The following is a 24,883-nucleotide window of genomic DNA, read 5'->3' as shown; positions in this document are numbered from 1 at the left end:
GTAAAATAGTAGTGGTGAATAAATTGCATAACATTATTAGAGTAGAAGAAGCAGTACGATTAGAAAAACCCATATTTATAGATATGCGCTCACCGGCGGAGTATGCGGTAGGCCATATTCCCGGGGCTGTAAACATTCCGTTATTTAGTGACACAGAACGCTGCGACGTCGGCACCATTTACAGGCAAATCGGAGTCGAAGAAGCTAAGCAGAAAGGTTTGGCTTATGTTTCGGTAAAATTACCGGATATAGTTGAGCAAGTACGCCAGCTTTATAAATCAGGCAATAAAGTTGTGATTTATTGCTGGCGCGGAGGCATGCGTTCCAAATCGGTAGTTACTGTTCTTGAAATGATGGGTATTTCTTGCTGCCAGCTTTTAGGCGGCTACAAAGCTTACCGGCAGCATGTACTTGACCGACTTAAAGAGTTTGAGGTCAAGCCTGTTATCGTTGTTCTCTGCGGTTCGACAGGAACCGGGAAGACTATGATTTTACAGCAACTGGCCGAGCGTAATATTTCCGTAATTGATTTGGAGCGTCTTGCCAATCATCGCGGATCTGTGTTTGGTCAAATTGGACTGGGTAAACCGGCGACGGCGCAGAATTTCGACGCAGCTTTGTTAGCCGCGCTTGATAACTTAAATTCTCAGACCTACATAGTTGTTGAGTGCGAAAGCAAGCGCATAGGCAATGTGTATTTGCCGGAGTGTTTGTTTAATGCGATGAAACAGGGGAAAAGGATTCTGGTGTCTACTAATATTGAAATGAGAGTGGACAGATTAATCCAAGAATACCTGAATATTTTCAGTAAAAATGACAAAGCCATATTAACCAGTATTGAGTCGCTGCGCAAGCGGCTTGGCAACAAAAAAACAGATAACTTGCTGACAGACTTTAAGGCAGGGAAGGTTCGGGATGTAGTTAAAATCTTGCTCATGGAGTATTATGACCCGATGTATGGTTACGAGAAAGCGGATGTAGCTGAATATGATATTGGGGTCAATGCTGATAACTTGGAACAGGCTACAGAAATAATAACTCAATACTTACAACAGGTGGGGAGGTAGTCGTTTTGCAAACAGTAGGGGAACTTTTGCGCGCTGAGCGGTTAAAGAAAGGACTGTCAATAAAAGATGTCGAGAGTTCTATAAGCATTAGAGCACTGTATCTTAACGCAATTGAAGAAGGTAACTTTGGAATTATCCCCGGTGAAGTATATCTAAAGGGGTTTATACGTAATTATGCTACTTTTTTAGGTCTGGATCCCCAGGCAATACTTGAAATCTATCGTCAGGGTAAAGGGCAGGCGGCGGAAAGTGTTGCCGAACCTGAAAAATCAGAAGCTAAACCTGTTAAACCGTCTCAGTCAGGCGGGGGGTTGCTAAAGTGGACTAGCGGGGCTATTATTTTAGCCGGCATTGTTGCCGGAATCGTCTGGTGGTCAACGGGAAATCAGAAACCAGATGTTGCTCCGCCGCCACCGGCAGCACAGCAACAGCAGACCGGGACCAAACAACCGCCTACACCGCCTGCTGCTCCGAATTCCCCTTCGGCTTCACAAAATCAGTCTGCTGCGCAGTCTAAGCCAGTAGCAAAAGTCACGGTGACAGCCAAGTATAACTCACAGTGCTGGACGCAGATCCTGGCAGACGGCAAGGAAGTATACGAAGGTATCCCTAAAAGCGGCGAGACGCTGACGTGGGAAGCGGCAAACCAATTAACAGCCAAATTCGGTAATGCCGGTGCTGTTGATCTGGTATATAACGGAAATGCAGTGGGGAAAATTGGTGGTAATGGTGATGTTGTCACAAAAACATTTACATTGACAGGAATTACGCAATAGGAATGAGGTAAAACGGCAGGTATGACAAATTTTTTGCCTACGACCAGGGAAGATATGGCTCAGCGAGGCTGGGAGCAACTGGATTTTTTATTTATCAGCGGCGATGCATATGTTGATCATCCAAGCTTTGGGCCGGCGATTATATGTAGATTGCTAGAAAAGTATGGCTACAAAGTCGGGATTATTGCTCAGCCTGATTGGCGTTCAACAAATGATTTTAAACGTTTAGGCAAGCCCAAACTTGGCATACTGGTTTCTGCCGGCAATCTTGATTCAATGCTCAATAAATATACGGCAGCTAAAAAATATCGCAGTACAGATAACTATTCGCCCGGAGGCCAGGCTGGACTTAGGCCGGAACGGGCGACAATTGTTTATTGCAACCGTATCAGAGAAATATGGAAGAAAACTCCGCTGATAATTGGCGGTATTGAAGCCAGTTTAAGAAGGTTTGCACATTACGATTTCTGGTCAGACAGTGTGCGCCGTTCTGTATTAATTGACAGTAGAGCCGATCTGCTAATATATGGAATGGGCGAGAAACAGATAAAAGATGTGGCCTCGCAGTTGGCTGACGGCATTACTATTGATGCCATCCGGGATATTCCGGGCACATGTTACCGCACCGATTCCATTGAACATCTCTGGGATTATATTGAGGTCCCCGGTTATCAGGATATTGTCAAGAGTAAAGCAGATTTTGCCCGAGCTTTTAAAACACAATACTTGGAGCAGGATCCAATTCGTGGCAAAACCATAGTTCAAAGCCATGGTGAACAGTATATCGTTCAGAATCCACCGGCTAAACCCCTGTCCACACTGGAAATGGATGAGATATACGATTTACCGTACCAGCGCACGTATCATCCCTGTTATGCTTCCAGCGGGGGGATTCCCGCAATTCAGGAAGTCAAGTTCAGCATCGTCAGCCATCGCGGCTGCTATGGAAGTTGTTCCTTTTGTGCCTTGTATGCCCATCAGGGCAGAATCATTCAGAGCCGCAGCCAGGAATCGATAGTGCATGAGGCGCAAACAATTGTGAAGCTGCCGGATTTTAAAGGATATATACACGATGTGGGCGGACCAACAGCTAACTTCCGTCAGCCAGCCTGTCAATACCAGGCAGACAGAGGAACCTGCCGGGGAAAGCAGTGTTTATTTCCTAATGCGTGTAAAAGCTTAAATACCAATCATACAGAGTATTTGGAACTACTGAGAGCAATCCGAAAAATTCCGGGTATAAAAAAAGTTTTCGTCCGGTCCGGACTTAGGTATGATTACCTGCTTGCAGCTGATGATAATGAGTTTTTGCGTGAATTATGCGAGCATCATATCAGCGGGCAGTTAAAGGTTGCACCGGAGCATATTTCTCCCAAAGTGACGCAACTGATGGGGAAGGCTGATAAAACAACCTATTTAAGATTCAAAAAGGCCTACGAAGAAATGAATAAGAAGCTAGGCAAAGAGCAGTATCTGGTGCCGTACTTTATGTCCAGCCATCCGGGGGCCGGACTCAAGGAAGCAATTGAACTGGCGGAGTTCTTACGCGATACGGGTTATCATCCTGAACAGGTGCAAGACTTTATTCCAACTCCGGGGAGTTTGTCGACCTGTATGTATTATACCGGGATAAATCCGCTTACCGGTGAAAAAGTATATGTCGCCAGAGATTTCCATGACAAAAGACTGCAACGGGCGCTCCTGCAATATCGTAATCCTAAAAATTACGACCTGGTATACGAAGCGCTAACCAAAGCCGGGCGGGAAGATTTAATCGGTTATGCGCCTAAGTGTTTAATCAGGCCGCCAAGAAATCAACAGTCTGCTTCTAGTCCCCGTCAAGATAAGCAAGGCAAGACCAGACGCTTAACTCCCTCCAGACACAAGCCGGCAAAAGTAAAAAAGCAGACTAGATGAGCTCTAGTCTGCTTTCGTTATAAGACCAAATGCGCGGCGGCAATCGTCTGATAGAAGGTAGATAGCTATTAATCCATGGGGCACAATTGTCATCAGGCCCATAGTCATGTTATAGCTAAACATGATTATAAAACCTAAAACTACAAATAATATGGAAATAACTAACTCGAAAAGACGAGCCCAGCGTTTAAGTTTTAGTAAGCCAAGCGCCGGGACGGTGTAAAGAAGGAAGGCGGCAAAGGCATAAAAGGCAGCCGGTATATTGTTATGTACAAGTCCGTCATAAACACCGAATGCATTGCCAAGCGCAATTAACAGTAAAAAAATTACGACAAACATTAGCCGTAAAGTTAAGTCCGGATGGATAAAAGACCTCCAGGAAGGTTTTTCTGCCACAGGAACAACTCCTTTCATATTTATTTTATCATAATAGACTGCTTTTTTAAACAAGTTACTTTAATGACGCAGTAGGCTGCCCTTTTTTTAAATAAAAGAATTTGGGACTTGCATAAAGAAGAAATAAAAGGTATAGTATATATGTTTGCCTTACCTGAATTTTACTTTACTACAAGCTAAACGGAGGTAACTCATGAGACGTTATCTGCCATTGCTATTAATTTCCTTCTTTTTGTTGATCGTCACAGTCATGGGGACCAGCTACCTGGCAGGATATGCCGGCAAAGACAGTAAAAATAACGTAACTGCAATTAACGTTTATACAACGTTGCCTGTTGAGCAGGTGGCTGTATTAGCGCAGGAATATGAGCGGATTACGAAGGTCCGGGTTAATGTTACGCCTCTTACCGAGAAAGAGTTATATAACAGAATGTTAGACAGCTCTTCCGGCCAACAGGCTGATATTATTCTTGCCAACCGCAAGACTCTGAAGCTGGCTCGCACCAGTGCTCTGCTTGTACCTTACCAGTCGGAGTATACTGATATAATACCAAGCAAATTTCAGGATACTGACGGGTATTGGGTTGGTGTATGGTATGATCCTATCGTTTTCGCGGCTAATAAGGATTATTTACGAACAACGTCGAAAAAAATTTTGAAATGGTCGGATTTATCCTCAAATCCCAAAATGCGTGTAGGTATGACAGACTTCCTCGCCGCCGATGCCGCTGCTAACCTGTTATATACCTTGGTAGCTGCCAATGGGGAAGACGTTACGCTGAACTATTTCAAAACACTTCATCAGCAGATAGTGCAGTATGCCAAATTTCTGGCAACACCTGCGCGCATGGCCAGTATGGGTGAAGTGGATGTTGCTATTGCTGTGCATAGCGAAACGATGCGTTATGTAAAAGATGGCTTTCCGGTTCAGATTATTTACCCTGAAGACGGTACCTCTTATTTACTGACCGGAGCAGGTTTGGTCAGAGGGGCCGCTCATGCCGACGAAGCCAAGCAGTTTATTGATTGGCTGACGCAGGATACCGTCCAAACCGTCTTGGCTCAGAATAAATTCTACTTTCTGCCGACAAATCCGGAAACAAAAACATACCAGGAATATGCTGCAAAGAATCTTAAGTTACTTGACCATCATGATATGTATTCATTAGAGCAACAACGAAGAATACTTGATAAATGGGTACAAGCCCGCTTGGGAATAAATTAGGAGGAACCCATTCATGCTTAAAGCAGGATTTGTTAGTCTAGGATGCGCCAAAAATCTTGTGGACACTGAAGTTATGTTAGGAATTCTGGCTGATAACAATATAACGATTACAGATGATCCTCATATTGCCGATATATTGATAGTCAATACTTGCGGTTTTATAGAATCGGCCAAGGAAGAGTCCATTTCGACAATTATTCAAATGTCTGATTTTAAGAAAGACGGACAATGCCGTGGCGTTATTGTCGCCGGTTGCCTGGGGCAGCGTTATCAGCAGGAATTATTGGATGAGCTGCCTGAAGTCTCGGCGATCGTCGGGACCGGCGCATGGCACCGCATTATGGAAGCTGTTCAGGCTGTACTCCATGGAGAGCGTGTCTTGCTGATTGGGGAAACAGATACAATTTATGACGAAAATATGTCGCGGATTACGACAACACCGACCTATAGCGCCTATGTCAAAATTGCCGAGGGTTGCAGCAATTGTTGCTCATACTGTGTAATTCCTTTAGTACGCGGTAAGTACCGGAGCCGTTCGATTGAATCGGTTGTAAATGAAGTAAAGAATCTTGCAGCGCGGGGCGTAAAAGAGATAAACCTTATCGCCCAAGATACCACCAGCTATGGACGCGATCGCCACGGCGTGCCGCAGCTAACCGCATTGCTGAAAGAACTGGTTAAAATTGAAGGGATTGTCTGGATCCGCTTGCTATACTGTTATCCAAAGTTTTTTAGCGATGAACTTATAGACCTAATTGCGCGCGAACCGAAAATTTGTAAATATATTGATCTGCCATTGCAACATGCAGATGATGAAATCCTGGCGGCTATGAACCGCGCTGATACGAGAGCGGACATTGAGCTTTTACTGCAAAAAATTCGCTCACGTATTCCCGGTGTGGTTTTGCGTACTTCCTTTATTGTCGGGTTTCCTGGCGAGGCGGAAAGGCATTTTGCAGTATTAAAGCAATTTTTGCTTGAGCAAAAATTTGAGCGGGTAGGCGTATTTACTTATTCACAGGAAGAGGATACCCCGGCCGGTATTTTAGAACAGCAGGTGTCTGATGAGATTAAACAAGAACGCTATCATGAGCTTATGACTTTGCAATGCCGGGTTTCTGAAGATATTAACCGTGACATGGAAGGGAAATTGCTTACCGTGTTAATTGAAGGGTATAACAGCGAACAACCCGAAGTTGCTTTTGGCCGTTCCTACCGGGAAGCTCCTGATGTTGACGGCCGTATCTTTGTTGAAAACGCTACCGGTCTTGTGCCTGGAGATTTGATCTCTGCAGAAGTCGTTCAGGGATTTACTTATGATTTATTGGCTGAGAAGAAGCTAGACTAGCTGCATAATAATATAATGCAAGCTTAAAATAGTAGAGATGCCAAGCTCTGCTATTTTTTGTACTGAAGAAAGCAGTAATTTTTTAGTATAAGAGCAACATTGGCTGTAAGCCTTTGCCAAAGACTCGGCGCGAGCCGTGTTTTCTTTATTCTGCTAGAAGGTGCCTGGATAACGGCAACATCAGCTTGTGCTTTCGCCACAGGCCCGATGCAGGCTGCACTATATCCGACGACTAACCTTCAGATGGGGTTAAAACCCAAAATCCCGCCTGAAGCTAAATCTACTTTATTAATTTTATGTAATAAAGATAATTTCTACAGAAAAATATGTATCAGCAAAAAGGATTACAATTTTATAAAGCGAATGCAATAGTGTTAGGAGGGAATGAGATGATTGTTGAGTTAGTAAGTACCGGCACAGAATTACTATTAGGACAGATAGTAAATACCAACGCGCCTTATTTAGCCGCCCGTTTGAACGAGCTCGGTTTCAGTGTTTTATATCAGACAACTGTCGGCGATAATCGGGATAGAATGAAAAGCGTTTTACAATCAGCCATAGAACGGGCAGATATTGTTATAACAAGCGGGGGATTAGGACCGACTCAGGGAGATATCACTAAAGAAGTGACCGCCTCGCTGTTTAATAAATCAATGTACTTGCATGAAGAAAGTGTCCGGCGGATAAAACGGTTTTTTGACGAACGCCGGCTATGTATGACCGATAATAATTTGAGGCAGGCCATGATGCCTGAAGGGGCTCTGATTGTTGAGAACACTTGCGGTACTGCACCGGGCGTTATTACTGAAGATCAAGCATCCGGAAAAATTATAATAAACCTGCCTGGTCCGCCGCATGAGCTGGCCGCTATGACGGAAACTTCAATTGTACCTTATTTGCAAGAGAAGTTTGGGATACAGGGGGCGATTGTTTCAAAGGTTCTTCGGACATATGGCTTAGGAGAATCTGCTTTAGAAGAGCGGATCAAGGAGTATATATTATCTCAGTCTAATCCAACATTAGCCCTGTTGGCCAAAAACGGTGAGATACATGTACGCATTACCTCAAGAGCGGCTGATGAAGAGCAGGCATTACAACTGATTCATGACCTCGAAAGTCAGATCCGGCCGCTATTACAGGAATACATCTTTGGGACCGGTGAAGAGACATTGGAAGCATCGGCTGGCGCATTGCTGCTAAACCGGAACTTTTCTATTGCGTTAGCGGAATCATGCACCGGCGGGCTTGTTTCCAGCCGTATTACTGATATTCCGGGCAGTTCCCGCTATTTAACGGGCTCCATCGTATGCTACAGTAACACTGTGAAAATTGACCAAGTGGGTGTTGCCGCTGAGACCATTGCCGACAAAGGCGCTGTTAGTCCCGAGACGGCTAAAGAGATGGCTTTAGGGATAAAAAATAAATTTCAGTCCGATATTGGCCTTGGTATTACCGGGATCGCCGGCCCGGACGGCGCTACTCCTGACAAGCCTGTGGGGCTTGTCTACATTGCTGTCGCCGGCCCCGGTGGGGTTGTGTGCCATGAGCATTACTTTAACGGGACACGCACAAATATAAAACATCGTACGGCGTTAGCCGCGCTTAATCATTTGAGGCACTATTTAACTGGTATTTAAGGAGGTTGTTATATTGAAAGACACAATAACTACATTTGGTGATATCGCATTAAGTAAAAAAACGGCAGCAGCTATTACGGAGATGGGTTTTGAAGAACCGTCGCCGATTCAAAGTCAAACTATACCGCTGGTATTAGCCGGAAATGATGTTTTGGGACAGGCGCAGACGGGTACCGGTAAAACCGCAGCATTCGGGATACCTATCATGGAACGTATAACCGAAACAAGGCAGATTCAGGCGTTGGTTTTAACGCCTACCCGGGAGCTGGCTATTCAGGTATCGGAAGAACTGGCGAAAATAGGTAGATTTAAGCGTATTAAAACATTGCCTATTTATGGCGGACAGGCAATTGAACGGCAAATCAGGACACTTAAATCAGGTGTGCAGGTAGTTGTGGGAACACCGGGGCGGCTGCTTGACCATATTCGGCGGAAGACCATTAAGCTTGATCATGTTAAAATCCTTGTTTTAGATGAGGCCGATGAAATGCTTGATATGGGATTTGTTGATGACATTGAAAGCATTCTGCAGCATGTTCCAACCGAACGTCAGACCTTATTGTTCTCGGCTACAATGCCGTCGGAAATAATGGCCTTGGCTGATAAATACATGCGGGACAGGGTAACTGTAACCATTAGCAAAGAGCAGCTTACAGTACCCCTGATTGATCAGATTTATTACGAAACACGCGATAAACTGGACGGCTTGTGCCGGGTGCTTGACTCAGAGACGGTGGGACGGGTAATTATCTTCTGCCGTACTAAAAAGGGCGTTGACGATCTGGTGGCATCTTTATCGGCACGCGGTTACATTTCGGATGGTTTGCATGGCGACTTGAGCCAGGCTCAGCGTGACCGGGTTATGAAAAAGTTCCGGGATGGGAAACTGGATATACTCATTGCAACTGATGTCGCCGCCAGAGGGTTGGATATTGAGCAAATAACGCATGTTATTAATTATGATATACCGCAAGACCCTGAATCGTACGTTCACCGGATTGGTCGTACAGGCCGCGCCGGGAAAAAGGGCGTAGCTATAACCTTCATCCAACCGCGTGAGTATCGGCAGCTAAAGATTATTGAGAAAGAAATCAAGACGCGGATACTAAGACGGCAACTGCCGTCACCGGCAGATATTCTTGAACGTCAGACAGAGGTTATTAAGAACCAGCTTACGCAGACCATTAACCGGGGCGGCTTCGATGCGTACAGCAGTATTGTCGCAGATCTGGCGACTGATTATGATCCGATTGATCTTGCAGCAGCCGCACTTAAGCTTTTCCAGGAAGGATACAAGGAACAAGCCGTTATTGAAAAAAATCAATTCGGCAATACCGGCGCCGAACCAGGGATGGTAAGGCTATTTATTAATGCCGGACGTGCCCAAAGGATTCAACCTCAGGACATTGTCCGTACAATTGCTGAAGAGGCTGATATTGAAGGCAGCATTATTGGCGTAATAAATATTTATGACAAATTTACTTTTGTTGAAGTTCCCGAAACAGTAGCCGAACGGGTATTGTCGGTTATGAACAAAAATACGATTAAGGGGTACCGGATTAACATTGAGCCTGCCAAAGGACGCTAATCATCAGGGTATCTATGAACCTTAACCGCTGAGCTTTTTATTGACAAAACGAACAAATGTTTGTATACTGGTGCTAAAGGTTACCGGGGGAGGTTTACATTAGCGTGGATAAAACAAAAGACTTTGAGAAGAACCGGGAAATGGATAAATTTAAAGCACTCGAAAATGCTATGCGTCAAATAGAAAAAGATTTTGGCAAAGGCGCCATTATGAAACTTGGTGAGGCTGCCGCCAAAATGAATATTGAGGTCATTCCTACTGGCTCTTTACCGCTGGATATTGCATTGGGAGTCGGTGGTGTTCCTCGTGGCCGGGTTGTAGAAATATTTGGGCCGGAATCTTCCGGTAAAACAACTGTTGCGTTGCACATTATTGCCCAGGCGCAAAAATTGGACGGAATTGCGGCTTTTATTGATGCAGAGCACGCCCTGGACCCGGTTTATGCTAAAAAACTTGGTGTTGATATTGAAAATCTGCTAATTTCCCAGCCTGATAACGGTGAACAGGCTCTGGAAATTGCAGAGGCTTTAGTTCGCAGCGCCGCTATTGACGTTATCGTCATTGACTCGGTAGCAGCCCTTGTTCCCAAAAATGAAATTGAGGGAGATATGGGAGATTCTCATGTCGGTCTGCATGCCCGGTTAATGTCTCAGGCGTTACGTAAACTTACCGGTATCATTAGCAAATCCCGTACTACGGCTATTTTTATTAACCAGATTCGTGAAAAAGTCGGTGTTATGTTTGGCAATCCGGAGACAACAACCGGTGGGCGGGCTTTGAAGTTTTATTCGTCAATCCGTATGGATGTTCGTAAAGCCGAGAGTTTAAAGCAAGGCAATGATGTTGTTGGCAGCCGTACCAAAGTTAAGGTTGTTAAAAACAAGGTAGCTCCGCCGTTTAAGCAAGCCGAATTTGATATCATGTACGGCGAGGGTATTTCCCGTGAGGGAAGTCTTATCGATATCGGTGTTTCTCTGGATATTATCAATAAAAGCGGCGCATGGTTTGGTTATAATGGACAACGTTTAGGACAAGGCCGGGAAAATGTCAAAGAATTTTTGAAGGAAAACAAAAATGTAGCTGACGAAATTGATAAAAAAATTCGTGAGACATTGCTTGCCGGTAATGCCAAACTGGATAATGCCCTGAGCGAAGACAGTGAAGCATTTGCCGGCGAAGAAAATGACGAGATGTTTGAAGCCTGATGAGTAAGGATGTATCTGCGGTTGCCGTTAAGCTGTTAAGTATTAGAGCATATAGCCAGCATGAACTCCAGCAAAAGCTTCTGCAGCAAGGCTATGACGCATCGGCAATCCAGCATGCTATTGAATATGTTACTGAGCGCGGTTATCTCAATGATGCCGCGCTTTGTGATATGCTATTATGCAATTATGCCGAGACAAAAAAGTACAGTTTGCGGGAGACGTATATAAGGTTAAGACGCAAAGGCTTGTCAGCCGCACTGGTTGCTGACAAACTGGCAGGATACGATGGCACCCACGAATATCAGGCAGCTATTAAACTGGCGAAAAAGTACTGGAATAGTGAGGAGAGTCAAATATTGCCGAAAATAGCGCGCCGGTTAGCCGCCAAAGGATTCAAAGCAAGCACTGTGAATAAAGTTTTAGAGCAGCTAAGGGACATGCTGCCTTGACACTCATTTGAAAAACAATTACAATAAAATTATCCAATCGTGAAACCAGGTAATTTGTTTTAGGTAAACTTTTAGGAGAGCTTGCATGCTGACACAAAGCACCTGATAAGCTACTTTTAAAAGCCGAGTTAAGCTCGGCTTTACCCTTAATATAGTTTAAATTTAAAGGAGGTGGAACTTATTGTAGAAATTGTTATTACCGCAATTTTAGTCGGACTGTTGAGTGCTGGCATCGGTTACTGGGTACGTAAAAATATCGCCGAGGCCAAAATTGCTTCTGCAGAAACTGCGGCCAGGAAAATACTGGAGGATGCCGAGAAGGTTGGCGAGTCCAAGAAGAAAGAAGCACTGGTTGAAGCGAAAGAAGAAATTCATAAGCTTAGAAGTGAACTTGAACGGGAAATTAAGGAACGTAGGTCTGAACTTCAGCGTTTGGAACGACGTTTAGTACAAAAAGAAGAAAATCTTGACAGGAAAATTGATTCTCTCGAGAAGAAAGAAGAGATTATCAGCCGTAAAGAAGCTGAGCTAGATAAAAGTCAAGAAAAAATCAATGAACTTTATGTCAAGCAAGTAACCGAACTGGAAAGGTTGTCCGGATTGACATCAGAGGATGCCCGTAGCTTGCTGCTTGCCAATGTTGAAGAAGAAATCAAACATGAAACAGCAATGCTGATCAAGGAACTCGAACAACAGGCTAAAGAAGAAGCGGAAAAGAAGGCCAAAGAAATTATATCATTAGCAATTCAACGCTGTGCTGCAGATCATGTTGCTGAAACAACCGTGTCGGTTGTTGCTTTGCCTAATGATGAGATGAAAGGGCGGATTATTGGCCGTGAGGGCCGTAATATCCGGACTCTTGAGACGCTTACAGGTATTGATTTAATTATTGATGATACCCCTGAAGCGGTTATTTTATCGGGTTTTGATCCTGTTCGGCGAGAAGTTGCCAGAATTGCCTTGGAGAAACTTATCGTCGACGGCCGTATTCATCCGGCTCGTATTGAAGAAATGGTTGAAAAGGCGCAAAAAGAAGTTGAACAGAAAATTAAGGAAGCAGGCGAACAGGCTACTTTTGAAACAGGAGTTCATGGTCTGCATCCAGAACTGATAAAACTTCTGGGACGATTAAAATTCCGTACCAGCTATGGTCAAAATGTGCTTAAGCATTCTATTGAAGTATCACACTTAGCCGGAGTCATGGCGACTGAACTGGGAGTAGACGTAATGTTAGCCAAGCGAGCTGGTTTGCTCCATGATATTGGTAAGGCTGTTGATCATGAAGTCGAAGGTCCGCACGTTACCATTGGGGCAGATTTAGCTAAGAAATATCGTGAGGCAGCAGAAGTAATTAATGCGATTGCTGCGCATCACGGCGATGAGGAACCAAAAACTATCCAGGCTGTACTTGTCGCAGCCGCTGATGCTGTTTCTGCCGCTCGTCCAGGAGCTCGCAGAGAAACATTAGAAAGCTATTTGAAGCGATTAACACGATTGGAAGAAATCGCTGAATCATTTGATGGCGTAGAAAAGTCTTTTGCAATTCAAGCTGGCCGCGAAATTCGTATTATGGTCAAGCCGGATAAGATTGATGATTTAACGGCTGTGCGTTTGGTGCGGGATATTGTGAAGAAGATTGAAAGCGAACTTGAATATCCTGGCCAAATAAAAGTAACGGTTATTCGTGAAACACGTGCAGTAGATTACGCCAAGTAAAAACGCATAATGCAATCTAAAACGGTTTTACCTATGGTAAAACCGTTTTTTAGCTTTTTTACCAAGAATATAAAAGCAGGATTTAAATATCTTCTAGAGAATACTTAATTCAGAAACTTAACTGTATCAGTGAATATTATTTTATCAATTTTTGGACGGTGAATTTATATGCCTGAGCTTTGCCCAAATGATCAACAAGTTTCTGATGGAGCTAATCTGCTTATATCTATGTTGGTCCGGTATCCGGAGATAGGAACGATAAACTTCAATCCTGAGGCAAATTCTCTAAAACTTACGTTTATGATTTCAGGGATTCCCTCAGCTAGTGACTATAAAACAATTAAGCAATTAATTATTAATAGTGTTGCAGCCTACCACATGCTGGAGGGTACGCCGGCTACTGCCACAGACGTTGACTTAAGTTCGTATGAGCAAGTAGCCATGTTGACTGTTTCGCGGGATGTGCATACCATGTCGCGCGGCGAAATTGATTTAACTATAAAACTCTTAAGAGACCGTTTTGCCGATCGATTGATTGCTGATCATAATGACTCTATGCTGGAAGAAGACCTCCTTTTCCAAGAAGAAGTAATCGAAAATATGCTGGAAAACATGCGCAGCCAATATAATGATCATCATAGTCTTATTGGTATTCGTGAAGATGGGCGTGTCTTTGTTTTTAACAAATAATTAGATAATATGTATTTGTTGTAATTATTAGATTTTTTTGAGCGCGGAAACAGGAATTTTTTCCCGTACAACGAATATACCTAATATATAGGACTAATAACGTTTTTTTTATCAAAGGAGGGCACATAAAAACATGGATGTCTTGAAAGTATCAGCAAAATCCAATCCTAATTCTGTAGCAGGAGCCTTGGCTGGAGTGCTAAGAGAGCGTGGCGGTGCTGAAATTCAGGCGATTGGTGCAGGAGCACTTAACCAGGCTGTAAAAGCAGTAGCGATTGCGAGAGGATTTGTAGCGCCACACGGTGTAGATTTAATCTGCATCCCCGCTTTTACAGATATTCTTATTGATGGTGAAGAGAGAACCGCTATCAAATTAATCGTCGAGCCTCGCTAACTATAGATCATACTTGAACCTGTTCATGGCGAACAGGTTTTAGTGTTTTTGTAAGTCATTTTAGGCATAATATTGTATTATCAAATAATTGCTGAGGAGTGGGAAAATGAATATAGAAGTAATTCATGGTTCTGTAACAGAGGTCTTAGGCGACACCCTGATCATTAATTTATTTGAAGACGTTATTGTTCCGGGCGGAGCAACCGGTGAGGTAAATAAGGCTCTTAACGCTCATTTGAGCGAAATTATCCGTGATATGCCGGGATGCGGCAAGTACGGAGAAACGAACATTATACATACTTTCGGCGCTATTGGCGCTAAACGTGTCATCTTGCTTGGTTTGGGAAAAAGAAGTGAGTTCTCGCTTGATAAAGCTCGTGCCCTGACAGCTATCGCCATGCGCCTGGCCAGAAAAATACACTCTAAGACAGTGGCGACTATTGCCCATGGGGCCGGTAATGGCGGATTGGATGACAAGCAAGCAGCCCAGGCTGTTGCTGAAGGCGCAGTTATGGGACTGTACCGGTTTCAATATTATAAAACAAACACGGAGAATATCACCACGATTGACAATCTTATTATCATTGAAAATGAAGAAGCAAAGATCGAAGCATTTACTGAAGGAGCACGGCTGGGAAAAATTATCGCCGATAGTGTAAATTATGCCCGTGATTTGGTCAATCACCCGGCTCAATATATGACTCCGGCAAAAATGGCCTGGCATGCAGGCGAAATAGCCAGGCAATATAATCTGGAATTAAATGTGCTGGAAAAAGAGGATATGATAAACAACGGAATGGGTGCCTTACTGGCTGTGGCCCAGGGAAGTACCATGCCACCTAAACTTATTGTCCTGAAATATCAGGGGGAGCCTGCCAGTAAGGATTTTGTTGCTTATGTCGGCAAAGGAATTACTTTTGACAGTGGCGGAATATCACTAAAACCCAGTCAGAATATGGACGAAATGAAAGGGGATATGGCAGGTGGCGCCGCTGTAATCGGGGCTATGATGGCCATAGCTCAGCTAAAGCCCAAAATTAATATATATGCCATCGTGCCTTGCACTGAAAATATGCCGTCAGGCAGCGCCTTTCGGCCAGGCGATATAATTACGTCCATGAACGGCAAAACCATTGAGGTATTAAGTACAGATGCCGAGGGGCGGTTAATTTTGGCCGATGCTATTACCTATGCGAAAAAACTTGGCGCTACCCGGCTTATTGATATCGCAACCTTAACCGGAGCCTGTGTAGTCGGCCTTGGGAGTATTTATTCAGGAGTTATCAGTAATAATAGCGAATGGTCAAAGACGGTCATTGCGGCTGCTCAACAAGCTGGTGAGAAGATGTGGGAACTTCCGAATGACGACGAGTATTTTGCTCAGATCAAGAGTTCAGTGGCCGACTTGAAAAATAGTGGCGGCCGGCCAGGCGGCGCCATTACTGCCGGCTTATTTATCGGTCAGTTTGCCGAGAAGACTCCCTGGGTGCATATTGATATCGCGGGTACATCAGATGCGGATAAAGACAAGGGGTATACCCTTAAAGGCGGCACTGGTGCCGGTGTGCGGACTTTGATACAACTGGCCGATAACGCTGGTATGTTATGATAGCCGATCTTCATATCCACTCTACCGCGTCTGACGGACGCTTAGCGCCGCAGGAAATTATCAGTCAGGCAGAGCAGGCTGGCCTAAGCTATATCGCTATTACAGATCACGATACCGTTAATGCGCATCTGGAGCTAAGGGCAGCAGGTTTGGACAGTGCCGCATCCAAAATGACACTCATCCCCGGAATAGAATTTAGCACCGATTTACCAAAGCATGAGGTTCATATTTTGGGCTATTTTATAGATATTGATAGTCGCAAATTGCGGGATCAGCTAGAAGTTATCGCTAATGACCGGCTGCGCCGGTCAAAGTTAATGGTCGAAAAACTTAACAAATTAGGCTATGCAATTGAGTATAGCCGTGTTCTGGCAATAGCCGGGCCTGCCAAATCCGTAGGCAGGCCCCATGTGGCGAAAGCTCTTTTAGAAAAAAAGTATTTTGCAACAATCGGCGAAGTCTTTGAACAAGTTTTGTCCAAGAACGGTCCGGCATATGTTCCGCACTATAAATTGGCGCCTGAACAAGTAATCAAAATTATAACACAGGCAGGCGGTGCAGCAATACTGGCTCATCCAGGCTTGATCGGTGATGACAGACTGGTTCTGGAATTAATTACAGCAGGTATACAAGGTTTGGAGGTTTATCATCCGGAGCATGATCAGGGAATGACAAATAAATACTTAACAATCGCGCAAAAATATAATTTGAAGATAACCGGCGGGTCCGACTTTCATGCTATTCCCGGGCGATATCCCGAGAAACTCGGTATTTTTACGATTTCAGCCAGAATGGCTGAATCTTTGTCAAAGTAATACTTTTACTTGACAACACCTGCAAAGGTGTTTATTTTTATATTAGCAGAAAGTACATTTTCTATGATTTTTACTCAGGAGGCTGGCCTATGGACACCATCGCTCTGGTAGGTCCAAGTGGAACAGGCAAAAGCCATCGCGCGTTAATCGTGGCGCACGAATACGACGTTGATACAATTATTGACGATGGGCTGTTAATTAAAGATAGCAAGATTATTGCTGGTTATTCGGCAAAGAAAGAGCCCAGCAAAATTAAAGCTGTCAAACGTGCCATATTCATGGAACCTGACCATGCTACTGAAGTTAGAGAGGCAATTCAAAGAGTTAAACCTGCACGTATTCTTGTGCTAGGCACCTCAAAAAACATGGTGGAAAAAATAGTAGATGCCTTGCAAATACCGCCTATCAGCAAAACAATTCGCATTGAGGATATTGCTTCCCGGGCTGAAATTGCAAAAGCGAGAGAAAGCAGATTAAAGGAAGGAAAACATATTATTCCGGTACCTACTATTGAACTCAAGCCACATTTTTCCGGGTATCTGATTGATCCGCTGGATATCTTTTTCAAGAAACCCCGTTCTAAGCAACGGCGTAAACTTGGTGAGAAATCGATTGTCCGGCCTACATTTAGTTACTACGGAAAGCTACTCATCTCGGATGCTGCCATTGCAGCCATTGTCGATTATGTTGCCACCAGTGATGATACTATTACCAAGACCGGTCAAATTACTATTAAAAATTCACATGACAGGGAGAAAGGAATTTCAATTTCATTTGATGTGACAATCAAATACGGGCAGTCTATTTGGAATGTAGTTCATGACGCGCAACTACGGGTTAAACAGGTTGTTGAGTATATGACAGGTATGATAGTCAGGGAAGTAAATGTTGCAGTGAAACGTTTAAGCATTGAATAATCTAACATAAGGGCGGGGAAATTGTGGATATAAAGCAAGGAAAACGTATTTTATTTTCAGGTTATGCGAAATTGCCAACAGGGATCACGGCTAGTGAAATCTATAAAGTGATTGGTGTAGTGCTGGTCATCGATGAAGAATCCGGCAATATACTGGAAGCCGATTGTACCTTGGCGACTGCAGTAGCTCGCAATCATGTGTCAGAAATGCTAGTAGGCAGGTCAATCACAAATCCGGAGAACCTGGTTAGAATTATAGATAAGACATATCAAGGCAGCGCTAAGAAAGCAGTTATTACGGCTATTCGCATAATATATGACAAGTATCGTAGTTATAAGGAAGGATTGACTCCGAGCGCGATTGATTAATGAGGGGTTTGCTATGACTGAACGGGTTAAGTTTTCCGGCGCAGGCTTTCTGGTTGGTATTCTCAGTGGGTTACTTGGCGTTGGCGGTGGTGTTTTTCTTGTGCCAATTATGGTAAGTTACTTTTCAATCAGTCAGCATGTTGCGCAAGCTACTTCTATGGCAATTGTTGTACCTACGGCCATTGTTAGCAGTGCGGTATACGGTTTTCATGGCAATATCGAGATTGGTTTGTCTTTAAATCTTGTTTTAGGCAGCATTTGTGGAGCCAGTATTGGGGCCCGGTTAATGAAAAGAATTCCCCCGGTCAGGTTGCAGCAGTTATTTGGCCTGTTGCTTTTGGTTGTGGGGTTAAGGATGATAATAACATGAGTACCATCCTGGTGATTTTTGTTATGGGCTTAAGTGTGGGGGTATTAAGCGGCTTGCTGGGTATTGGCGGCGGCGTCGTGCTGGTACCCATGATGGTATTTTTGTTAGGCATCGCTCAACACACTGCACAAGGAATATCCATGCTGGTAATAATACCGACTGCAATTGTTAGTGTCTGGCAGTTCTACAGCGATAAGCTGATAAATTATCAGGCCGCTGTTTATATAGCCGCCGGCGCTGTTGCCGGAGCCTTAATCAGCGCAAATTTTGTCCAAGATGTGCCTGCTGACTTACTTAAACGAATCTTTGGCATTTTTGTAGTGTATTCAGGTGTCAAGATGATTTTGGGAACGCGCAAGAAAGAGTAAAGAAACCCTGGTGGCAAGGGTTTCTTTTTTATCCTGATAGAAAGTATAACTTTCGCCTGGATAAGGGCAACATCGGCTTCCGCTTTCGCCAAAGGCTCGGCTGAGGCCGTGTTTTCTTTATGGATAAGGTATGTGTGATTTGTACTAGTTCTTTATTTAAGCTATAATAATTGGCAGATACACTCTTTGTTTATTGGAGCTGATACATAGAATGGAATCAAGTATGATGCAAAAAGGGCAGAAACTCTTTCATACAATTACTTTTGGGTGCCAGATGAATCTTAATGACTCAGAGCGTCTTGCCGGTCAATTGCGAACGATTGATTATGAGGCAACGGACGATATTGAGCAAGCTGATTTAATATTAATAAATACCTGTTGCGTCCGGGAAAGCGCTGAAAAAAAAATTTATGGCCGCATTGGGGAAATGAAAAGACTTAAGCAGGTTAACCCTAATTTAATTATTGGGGTTGTAGGCTGCATGGCCCAAAAGGATAAAGACAAAATACTGAAAAAGTATCCGCACGTTAATTTGGTTATGGGTACTCATAATATTCATCAACTTGTTGAATTGCTGGGCAAAATTGAAGAGGACCGCGAGCCTGTATTGGCTGTATGGGATCAGGCAGAACGTTTGGCTCCTGATGTTCCCACGGTCCGTAAAGGACAAATATCGGCCTGGGTGCCGATTATGTACGGCTGCAACAATTTTTGCACCTATTGTATTGTCCCCTACGTCAGAGGGCGTGAGCGAAGCCGGCCGCTTGACAGTATAATTGCAGAAATCCGGCAGTTAGGCAGTGACGGTTTCAAAGAAATTACCCTGCTTGGCCAGAATGTCAATTCTTACGGCAAGGACAGTGATGAAGGTGTTGATTTTGCCGACTTGTTGCTGGCCGTCGATGCGATTGACTCAATTGCCCGTATCCGTTACATGACTTCCCATCCACGGGACATGAATGATAAAATAATTAATATTATCAAAAACAGTAAAAAAATTTGTGAACACTTTCATCTGCCTGTTCAGGCCGGAAGTGATACAATTCTTGCACGTATGAACCGGGGGTATACTACAGACTATTACCGTCAGCTTGTAAGTAAAATTCGGGAGGCTGTTCCCGGGGCCAGTCTAACAACCGACTTAATTGTGGGATTTCCGGGCGAGACTGATAAGGAGTTTGCGGAAACGCTCTCTTTCATTAAAGAAATCGGCTATGATGCCGCTTATACTTTTTTATACTCACAACGGTCAGGCACACCTGCAGCTAAATATGAGGAGCAGGTGCCGCTGGCAACGAAAAAATTGCGGCTTAATCAGTTAATGACGGTTCAAAATGAAATCAGCCTTGCTATTAACAAGAAGCTTGAAGGCAGTATTGAGCAAGTCCTTGTAGAGGGTCCCAGTAAAAACGACGATAAGATATTAATGGGACGAACACGGACCAATAAAATTGTTTTATGGGAGAAAACAGGACAGGAAATGGCCGGCGATTTGGTAAATGTCCAAATAAATACAGCCCAGACCTGGGTTCTGAAGGGCCGGTTACTTTAATTTCTAGTTGGCAGAGGAGAATACCAATATGGCAATTAGCTATACCCCGATGCTGGAACAGTATCGTGAGGTAAAGAGCCGGCATAGCAACGAAATTTTATTTTTCCGGCTAGGCGATTTTTACGAAATGTTTTTTGAGGATGCCGAGACAGCATCCCGCGAATTAGAGATTACCTTGACTTCACGCGAAGGTGGCCAGAATAACCGGGTACCCATGTGTGGCGTACCCTATCATGCAGCAGATAACTATATTGCAAAATTAATCAATAAAGGTTACAAAGTAGCTATCTGTGAACAAATTGAAGACCCCAAGCAAGCTAAAGGGATTGTGCGCAGAGACGTCGTTAAAATTATAACGCCAGGCACTATTCTGGCGGAAGCGTCTCTGCCTGACAAGGCTAACCAGTATTTGGCGCTATTATACGAAGAAGAAGAAGAACTGTGTCTAACGGCTTGTGACATTTCCACAGGGGAATGCATTTGGGCGGTATTTTCCGGTAGTTCCCGGACAAACACAGTTTGCGACCAATTATACCGCTTGCTGCCGGCCGAACTGGTATTAGTGGGGAAAATTGATGGTTTAGCAGCAATCAACGGCTTTTTGGGGCAACGGGTGCCTGGTTGCGCTACTACTGCATTGGCAATACCGGAGATCACTTTTTCCGCAGATTTACTTGAACAGCATTTTTCGGAAGACTTGCCGGTAACGCAAACGGCTAAGGCGGCTGTTAACTATTTATTATACTATCTGCACCATACCCTAAAAACCAATCTTTCCCATGTTAACAAATTAGTTAAAATAGACACACATGATCACATGGTCCTTGATGCCTCCACTCTGCGCAATCTGGAGATAACCCGTAATATGCGCGACGGCGGACGCAAGGACACCCTGCTTGCGGTGTTGGATTTTACCAAAACCGCTATGGGGGGGCGTCTTCTTAAAAAATGGCTGGAAGCTCCGCTTTTGCATCCCGGTCATATTTTGCGGCGTCAGGAAGCAATTGCTGAATTGATGAATAAAGGGGCAGTTCGTGAAGCTGTACGGGAACTGCTGGAAGAAGTCTACGATTTTGAACGAATTCTGACCAGGATTGAAGTTGGCAGTGCCAGTGCCCGTGATTTAGCGGCGCTTAAAACGTCTTTGGCGGTTTTGCCGGATATAAAGGCCAAGATACAGGATTGCCAGTCCGACATGCTGACAGGTATTAGCAATGACATAAAAACGCACGTTGATGTTACCAATATGATCCAAACCGCCATTGTGGACAACCCGCCTTTTAGTGTCCGTGAGGGTGGCATTATCAGGACCGGGTATGATTTGGAGCTTGATGAACTGCGAAGTATCGCCCGGGATAGCAAACAATGGATTCAGGATCTGGAATTGCGGGAAAAGGAAGTAACCGGTATTAAGTCCCTTAAGGTTGGCTATAATAAAGTCTTTGGTTATTACATTGAGGTAACGCATGCTAATACCGGCGCCGTGCCGCCGAACTATATCCGTAAGCAGACACTGGTCAACGCGGAACGATACATTACCCCTGAACTAAAAGATTTTGAAACCAAGGTATTGGGCGCGCAGGAAAAGATAACTAATATTGAATATCAGCTCTTTACAGTAATCAGAGAGTATATTAAGGAGCGAATCAGTGATATTCAGCAAACAGCCCGGCAAATTGCCCAGCTGGATGTGCTCCTTTCCCTCAATGAGGCAGCTATGCGCTACAACTACACACGGCCTGGTTTGAATCAAAGCCGGGATTTGCTTATAAAGGACGGGCGCCATCCGGTGGTTGAGCGGTTGTTAGCCGGGGAAATGTTTGTGCCAAATGATACCGAACTGAATCACCATAACAGTGAAATCATGATTATAACAGGCCCCAATATGGCTGGTAAATCCACTTATATGCGGCAAGTGGCGCTGCTTGTCATTATGACACAGATTGGCAGTTTTATTCCCGTGCGGGAAGCTTCGATCTGTCCGGTTGATCGAATTTTTACCAGAGTAGGGGCTAGTGATGACCTGGCGACAGGACAGAGTACCTTTATGGTGGAGATGACGGAAACGGCGCAAATCATTAAGTTTGCCACCGCTAATAGTTTAATCATCCTGGATGAGATTGGTCGTGGCACCAGTACTTTTGATGGTATGAGCATTGCCAGGGCCGTTGTTGAGTATATCAAAGACAAGGTTAGAGCAAAAACCCTTTTCGCCACTCATTACCATGAGTTAATTGAGTTAGCTGAATACAGCAAAGTCATTAAAAATTATTCGGTTGCCGTAAAAGAGCGCGGCAATGACGTTGTGTTTTTGCGCCGGATAATCCCCGGCGGTGCAGATCGAAGCTACGGTATTCATGTTGCGCATCTTGCCGGGCTGCCTAAACGAATCATTGAACGGGCGCAGCAAATACTGCAAGATTTAGAGCAGAGTAAGAACGATACAGCAACCGGGGCAGTGACGCCGTCCCGTGAGGCAGCCGCCAGTACTTCGGCGAACGCGGCAATCTCGCTGTTTAGTTCAGGTATTGCCGATGAGCTGCTGGCCATCGATATTATGACCCTTACTCCCCTGGAAGCGCTAAATACGCTGTATCGGCTGCAAAATAAAGCCAGAGAGGAAACCGGAAGGTTATGAGTGAGCAAATTATCCATATCTTAGACGAGAATACTGCCAATAAAATTGCTGCCGGTGAGGTAGTAGAACGGCCGGCGGCTGTTGTCAAAGAGCTAATTGAAAATGCTATAGATGCGGACAGCAAAAACATTGAAGTGGAAATCGTCGACGGCGGGATTCAATATATTCGTGTAACAGATGATGGCCGGGGTATGAGCTATAATGATGCAGAGCTGTCAGTCAAGCGGCATGCTACCAGCAAAATCCGCTCTGCGGAGGATTTGGCGGCAATAGAGTCGCTGGGATTTCGGGGCGAGGCATTGCCGAGTATTGCCGCCGTTTCCAAGTTCACGCTGACCACCCGTTTGCAGGCGGATGCGTTGGCAACTTATGTAGAAATTAACGGCGGGGTTTTAGCTGATATTCGTGAGGCCGGAGCAGGCTGCGGCACAACCATTACCGTAGCAGAGTTGTTTTATAATACTCCGGCTCGCCGGAAGTTCTTAAAAACCCCCTCAGCGGAAAGCGGTCACATTAACGATATTGTTACTAAGCTGGCGATGTCTCATCCGCAGATAGCATTTCGTATGATCAGTAACAGCCGGTTAGTATTATCGACCGGCGGTAGCGGCAGGCTGGCGGATGCTATTGCCGACATATACGGTCATAAAGTAGTTCCCGAGCTTTTACCGGTGGAATATAGCAATGAAGGTATTACCTTAACTGGCTATATAGCTAAACCGGTATTATTGAAAAGCAGCAGGCAATGGCAAACATTCATCGTGAATAACCGGGTCGTAAACAGCCGGATGTTGGCCAAGTCACTGGACAATGCTTATTTTTCCCTGTTGCCTAAAAACGGTTATCCGCTGGCGGTGCTTCATTTACAGATTCCGCTGGACACCATTGATGTCAATGTGCATCCCCAGAAAAAAGAGGTCAAATTCAGTGATGAGCAAAAGCTGTACCGGTTAGTTTACAAAGCGGTTTCCTCAACGCTGACATCCCCGTCAGAAGCACACCACACGCTCACCGAAGGTATGCCTTTGCCGAAGCCGGCGCCGGTCATTAACCAGCCAAGCGGGAATTACAATAGCAGTTATAATCAAAAAGACAACGGTAAATCCGTATATTCCCTGCCCGGGAACTTTACTGCTGATTCTGAGCCGAGAATGCCGTCACTGTGGCGCGAAGAGCCAATATCCTTTGCTAATGTGAGACAAACCATTCTACAGGAAGAGCAATTAGCCGCGTGCAGCACCGATACCATTACTGCGGAACCCGCGTGTGAGCTTTATCCCTTGGGTCAGATTCATGCCTGCTATATTGTCGCGCAAGGGCAGGATGGCCTGTACATAATTGATCAGCATGCAGCCCACGAACGCATATTATATGACCGTATGAGCCGGTCTAAGGGGCGTATTCCTGTACAGCAGCTGCTGGTAGCGCAATATTTTGAGTTCGCACCAGACGATTGCAATAGTATTCTTGAGCATCAGGCTACGTTTGATAACCTAGGATTTACTCTTGACCAGGTCGGTCCGGGGACCATGCGGCTTACTGAAATGCCTGCCGATATTCCGCTAGCAGATGCTGAAGCAGTATTACGGCAAATTTTAAAATTAATTGACGACATGCACAGCCCGTCACCGCAGGAATTAAGGCATGCTTACCTGCAAATGGCCGCATGCCGCAGTGCGATTAAAGCAGGCGAGCCTCTTAATATGCGCCAGATTCAAGCTTTACTCAACGAACTCTATACAACGGAATTGCCGTATACTTGTCCTCATGGCAGGCCTACGATTGTAAGGTTTGATGCGGATGATTTAGCCAAAATGTTTAAACGTACATAGGTGATC

General features: G+C 44.6%; 22 protein-coding genes. 21 read left to right on the top strand and 1 reads right to left on the bottom strand.

The features are described from left to right. The first annotated feature begins 11 nt into the window (after positions 1-11). From mnmH to SATMO3_RS18385, 3 genes are read left to right on the top strand one after another with little or no spacing between them, the layout of a single operon-like run. Entirely contained in the window at positions 12-1,067 is a 1,056-nt protein-coding gene (gene mnmH, locus SATMO3_RS18395; protein ID WP_371371195.1) for a tRNA 2-selenouridine(34) synthase MnmH, read from the top strand. Between the two features lie 5 nt (positions 1,068-1,072). Further along, positions 1,073-1,843: a helix-turn-helix domain-containing protein gene (locus SATMO3_RS18390; protein WP_371371194.1), complete on the top strand. Its 771-nt coding sequence runs from the start codon at positions 1,073-1,075 to the stop codon at positions 1,841-1,843. A gap of 21 nt (positions 1,844-1,864) precedes the next feature. Continuing rightward, positions 1,865-3,760 carry a YgiQ family radical SAM protein gene (locus tag SATMO3_RS18385; protein WP_371371193.1) on the top strand — a complete coding sequence of 632 codons (1,896 nt, stop codon included), beginning with the start codon at positions 1,865-1,867 and terminating at the stop codon, positions 3,758-3,760. A gap of 3 nt (positions 3,761-3,763) precedes the next feature. Here the strand turns inward: SATMO3_RS18385 and SATMO3_RS18380 are convergent, their stop codons facing one another. Beyond that, on the bottom strand, positions 3,764-4,156 hold the full coding sequence (locus tag SATMO3_RS18380; protein WP_371371192.1) for a hypothetical protein: 393 nt from the start codon (positions 4,154-4,156) through the stop codon (positions 3,764-3,766). 193 nt (positions 4,157-4,349) lie between these two features. Here SATMO3_RS18380 and SATMO3_RS18375 point away from each other — a divergent pair, with 193 nt between their 5' ends. The 18 genes from SATMO3_RS18375 to mutL all read left to right on the top strand — a co-directional run bounded on the left by SATMO3_RS18375 (position 4,350) and on the right by mutL (position 24,877). Then, a complete protein-coding gene (locus tag SATMO3_RS18375; RefSeq protein WP_371371191.1) occupies positions 4,350-5,381 on the top strand; it encodes an ABC transporter substrate-binding protein in 1,032 nt (343 codons plus the stop codon). 13 nt (positions 5,382-5,394) lie between these two features. Beyond that, a complete protein-coding gene (gene rimO, locus SATMO3_RS18370) occupies positions 5,395-6,729 on the top strand; it encodes a 30S ribosomal protein S12 methylthiotransferase RimO (protein ID WP_371371190.1) in 1,335 nt (444 codons plus the stop codon). Positions 6,730-7,118: 389 nt separating this feature from the next. Then, on the top strand, positions 7,119-8,366 hold the full coding sequence (locus SATMO3_RS18365; RefSeq protein ID WP_371371189.1) for a competence/damage-inducible protein A: 1,248 nt from the start codon (positions 7,119-7,121) through the stop codon (positions 8,364-8,366). 13 nt (positions 8,367-8,379) lie between these two features. Beyond that, the gene (locus SATMO3_RS18360) at positions 8,380-9,954 is read left to right on the top strand and encodes a DEAD/DEAH box helicase (RefSeq protein WP_371371188.1); all 1,575 of its coding nucleotides are present in this window, start codon (positions 8,380-8,382) and stop codon (positions 9,952-9,954) included. Between the two features lie 140 nt (positions 9,955-10,094). Continuing rightward, a complete protein-coding gene (gene recA / locus SATMO3_RS18355) occupies positions 10,095-11,159 on the top strand; it encodes a recombinase RecA (protein WP_371381746.1) in 1,065 nt (354 codons plus the stop codon). After that, positions 11,159-11,608 carry a regulatory protein RecX gene (locus tag SATMO3_RS18350; protein ID WP_371371187.1) on the top strand — a complete coding sequence of 150 codons (450 nt, stop codon included), beginning with the start codon at positions 11,159-11,161 and terminating at the stop codon, positions 11,606-11,608. The genes recA and SATMO3_RS18350 overlap by 1 nt, the downstream gene beginning before the upstream one ends. Before the next feature lie 171 nt (positions 11,609-11,779). Next, positions 11,780-13,324 (top strand): ribonuclease Y, encoded by a 1,545-nt coding sequence (rny, locus tag SATMO3_RS18345; RefSeq protein WP_371371186.1) that lies wholly within the window; start codon positions 11,780-11,782, stop codon positions 13,322-13,324. Between the two features lie 168 nt (positions 13,325-13,492). Then, a complete protein-coding gene (locus SATMO3_RS18340; protein ID WP_371371185.1) occupies positions 13,493-14,014 on the top strand; it encodes a hypothetical protein in 522 nt (173 codons plus the stop codon). Positions 14,015-14,147: 133 nt separating this feature from the next. Further along, entirely contained in the window at positions 14,148-14,408 is a 261-nt protein-coding gene (locus SATMO3_RS18335; protein WP_075755210.1) for a stage V sporulation protein S, read from the top strand. Positions 14,409-14,514: 106 nt separating this feature from the next. Next, positions 14,515-16,017, top strand: a complete 1,503-nt coding sequence (locus SATMO3_RS18330) for a leucyl aminopeptidase (RefSeq protein WP_371371184.1) — start codon at positions 14,515-14,517, stop codon at positions 16,015-16,017. Next, positions 16,014-16,832, top strand: coding sequence for a PHP domain-containing protein (locus SATMO3_RS18325; RefSeq protein ID WP_371371183.1), 819 nt, complete (start codon positions 16,014-16,016; stop codon positions 16,830-16,832). Before SATMO3_RS18330 ends, SATMO3_RS18325 begins: the two co-directional genes overlap by 4 nt. Before the next feature lie 89 nt (positions 16,833-16,921). Next, entirely contained in the window at positions 16,922-17,749 is an 828-nt protein-coding gene (locus tag SATMO3_RS18320) for an Asp23/Gls24 family envelope stress response protein (protein ID WP_371371182.1), read from the top strand. Positions 17,750-17,772: 23 nt separating this feature from the next. Further along, positions 17,773-18,117 carry a DUF3870 domain-containing protein gene (locus SATMO3_RS18315; RefSeq protein ID WP_371371181.1) on the top strand — a complete coding sequence of 115 codons (345 nt, stop codon included), beginning with the start codon at positions 17,773-17,775 and terminating at the stop codon, positions 18,115-18,117. Positions 18,118-18,130: 13 nt separating this feature from the next. Next, entirely contained in the window at positions 18,131-18,487 is a 357-nt protein-coding gene (locus tag SATMO3_RS18310; RefSeq protein ID WP_371371180.1) for a TSUP family transporter, read from the top strand. After that, on the top strand, positions 18,484-18,855 hold the full coding sequence (locus tag SATMO3_RS18305; RefSeq protein WP_371371179.1) for a sulfite exporter TauE/SafE family protein: 372 nt from the start codon (positions 18,484-18,486) through the stop codon (positions 18,853-18,855). Before SATMO3_RS18310 ends, SATMO3_RS18305 begins: the two co-directional genes overlap by 4 nt. Positions 18,856-19,066: 211 nt before the next feature. After that, positions 19,067-20,407 carry a tRNA (N6-isopentenyl adenosine(37)-C2)-methylthiotransferase MiaB gene (miaB, locus tag SATMO3_RS18300; protein ID WP_371371178.1) on the top strand — a complete coding sequence of 447 codons (1,341 nt, stop codon included), beginning with the start codon at positions 19,067-19,069 and terminating at the stop codon, positions 20,405-20,407. Between the two features lie 28 nt (positions 20,408-20,435). Continuing rightward, positions 20,436-23,045, top strand: coding sequence for a DNA mismatch repair protein MutS (gene mutS / locus SATMO3_RS18295; RefSeq protein ID WP_371371177.1), 2,610 nt, complete (start codon positions 20,436-20,438; stop codon positions 23,043-23,045). Then, positions 23,042-24,877, top strand: a complete 1,836-nt coding sequence (mutL, locus tag SATMO3_RS18290) for a DNA mismatch repair endonuclease MutL (RefSeq protein WP_371371176.1) — start codon at positions 23,042-23,044, stop codon at positions 24,875-24,877. Before mutS ends, mutL begins: the two co-directional genes overlap by 4 nt. Positions 24,878-24,883 lie beyond the last annotated feature (6 nt).

Origin of the sequence: Sporomusa aerivorans, from assembly GCF_041428895.1 — a bacterium.
GTDB lineage: Bacteria > Bacillota > Negativicutes > Sporomusales > Sporomusaceae > Sporomusa > Sporomusa aerivorans.
Note: the sequence above shows the minus strand (reverse complement) of the source record. Positions and strands in the feature narration are given on the sequence as shown.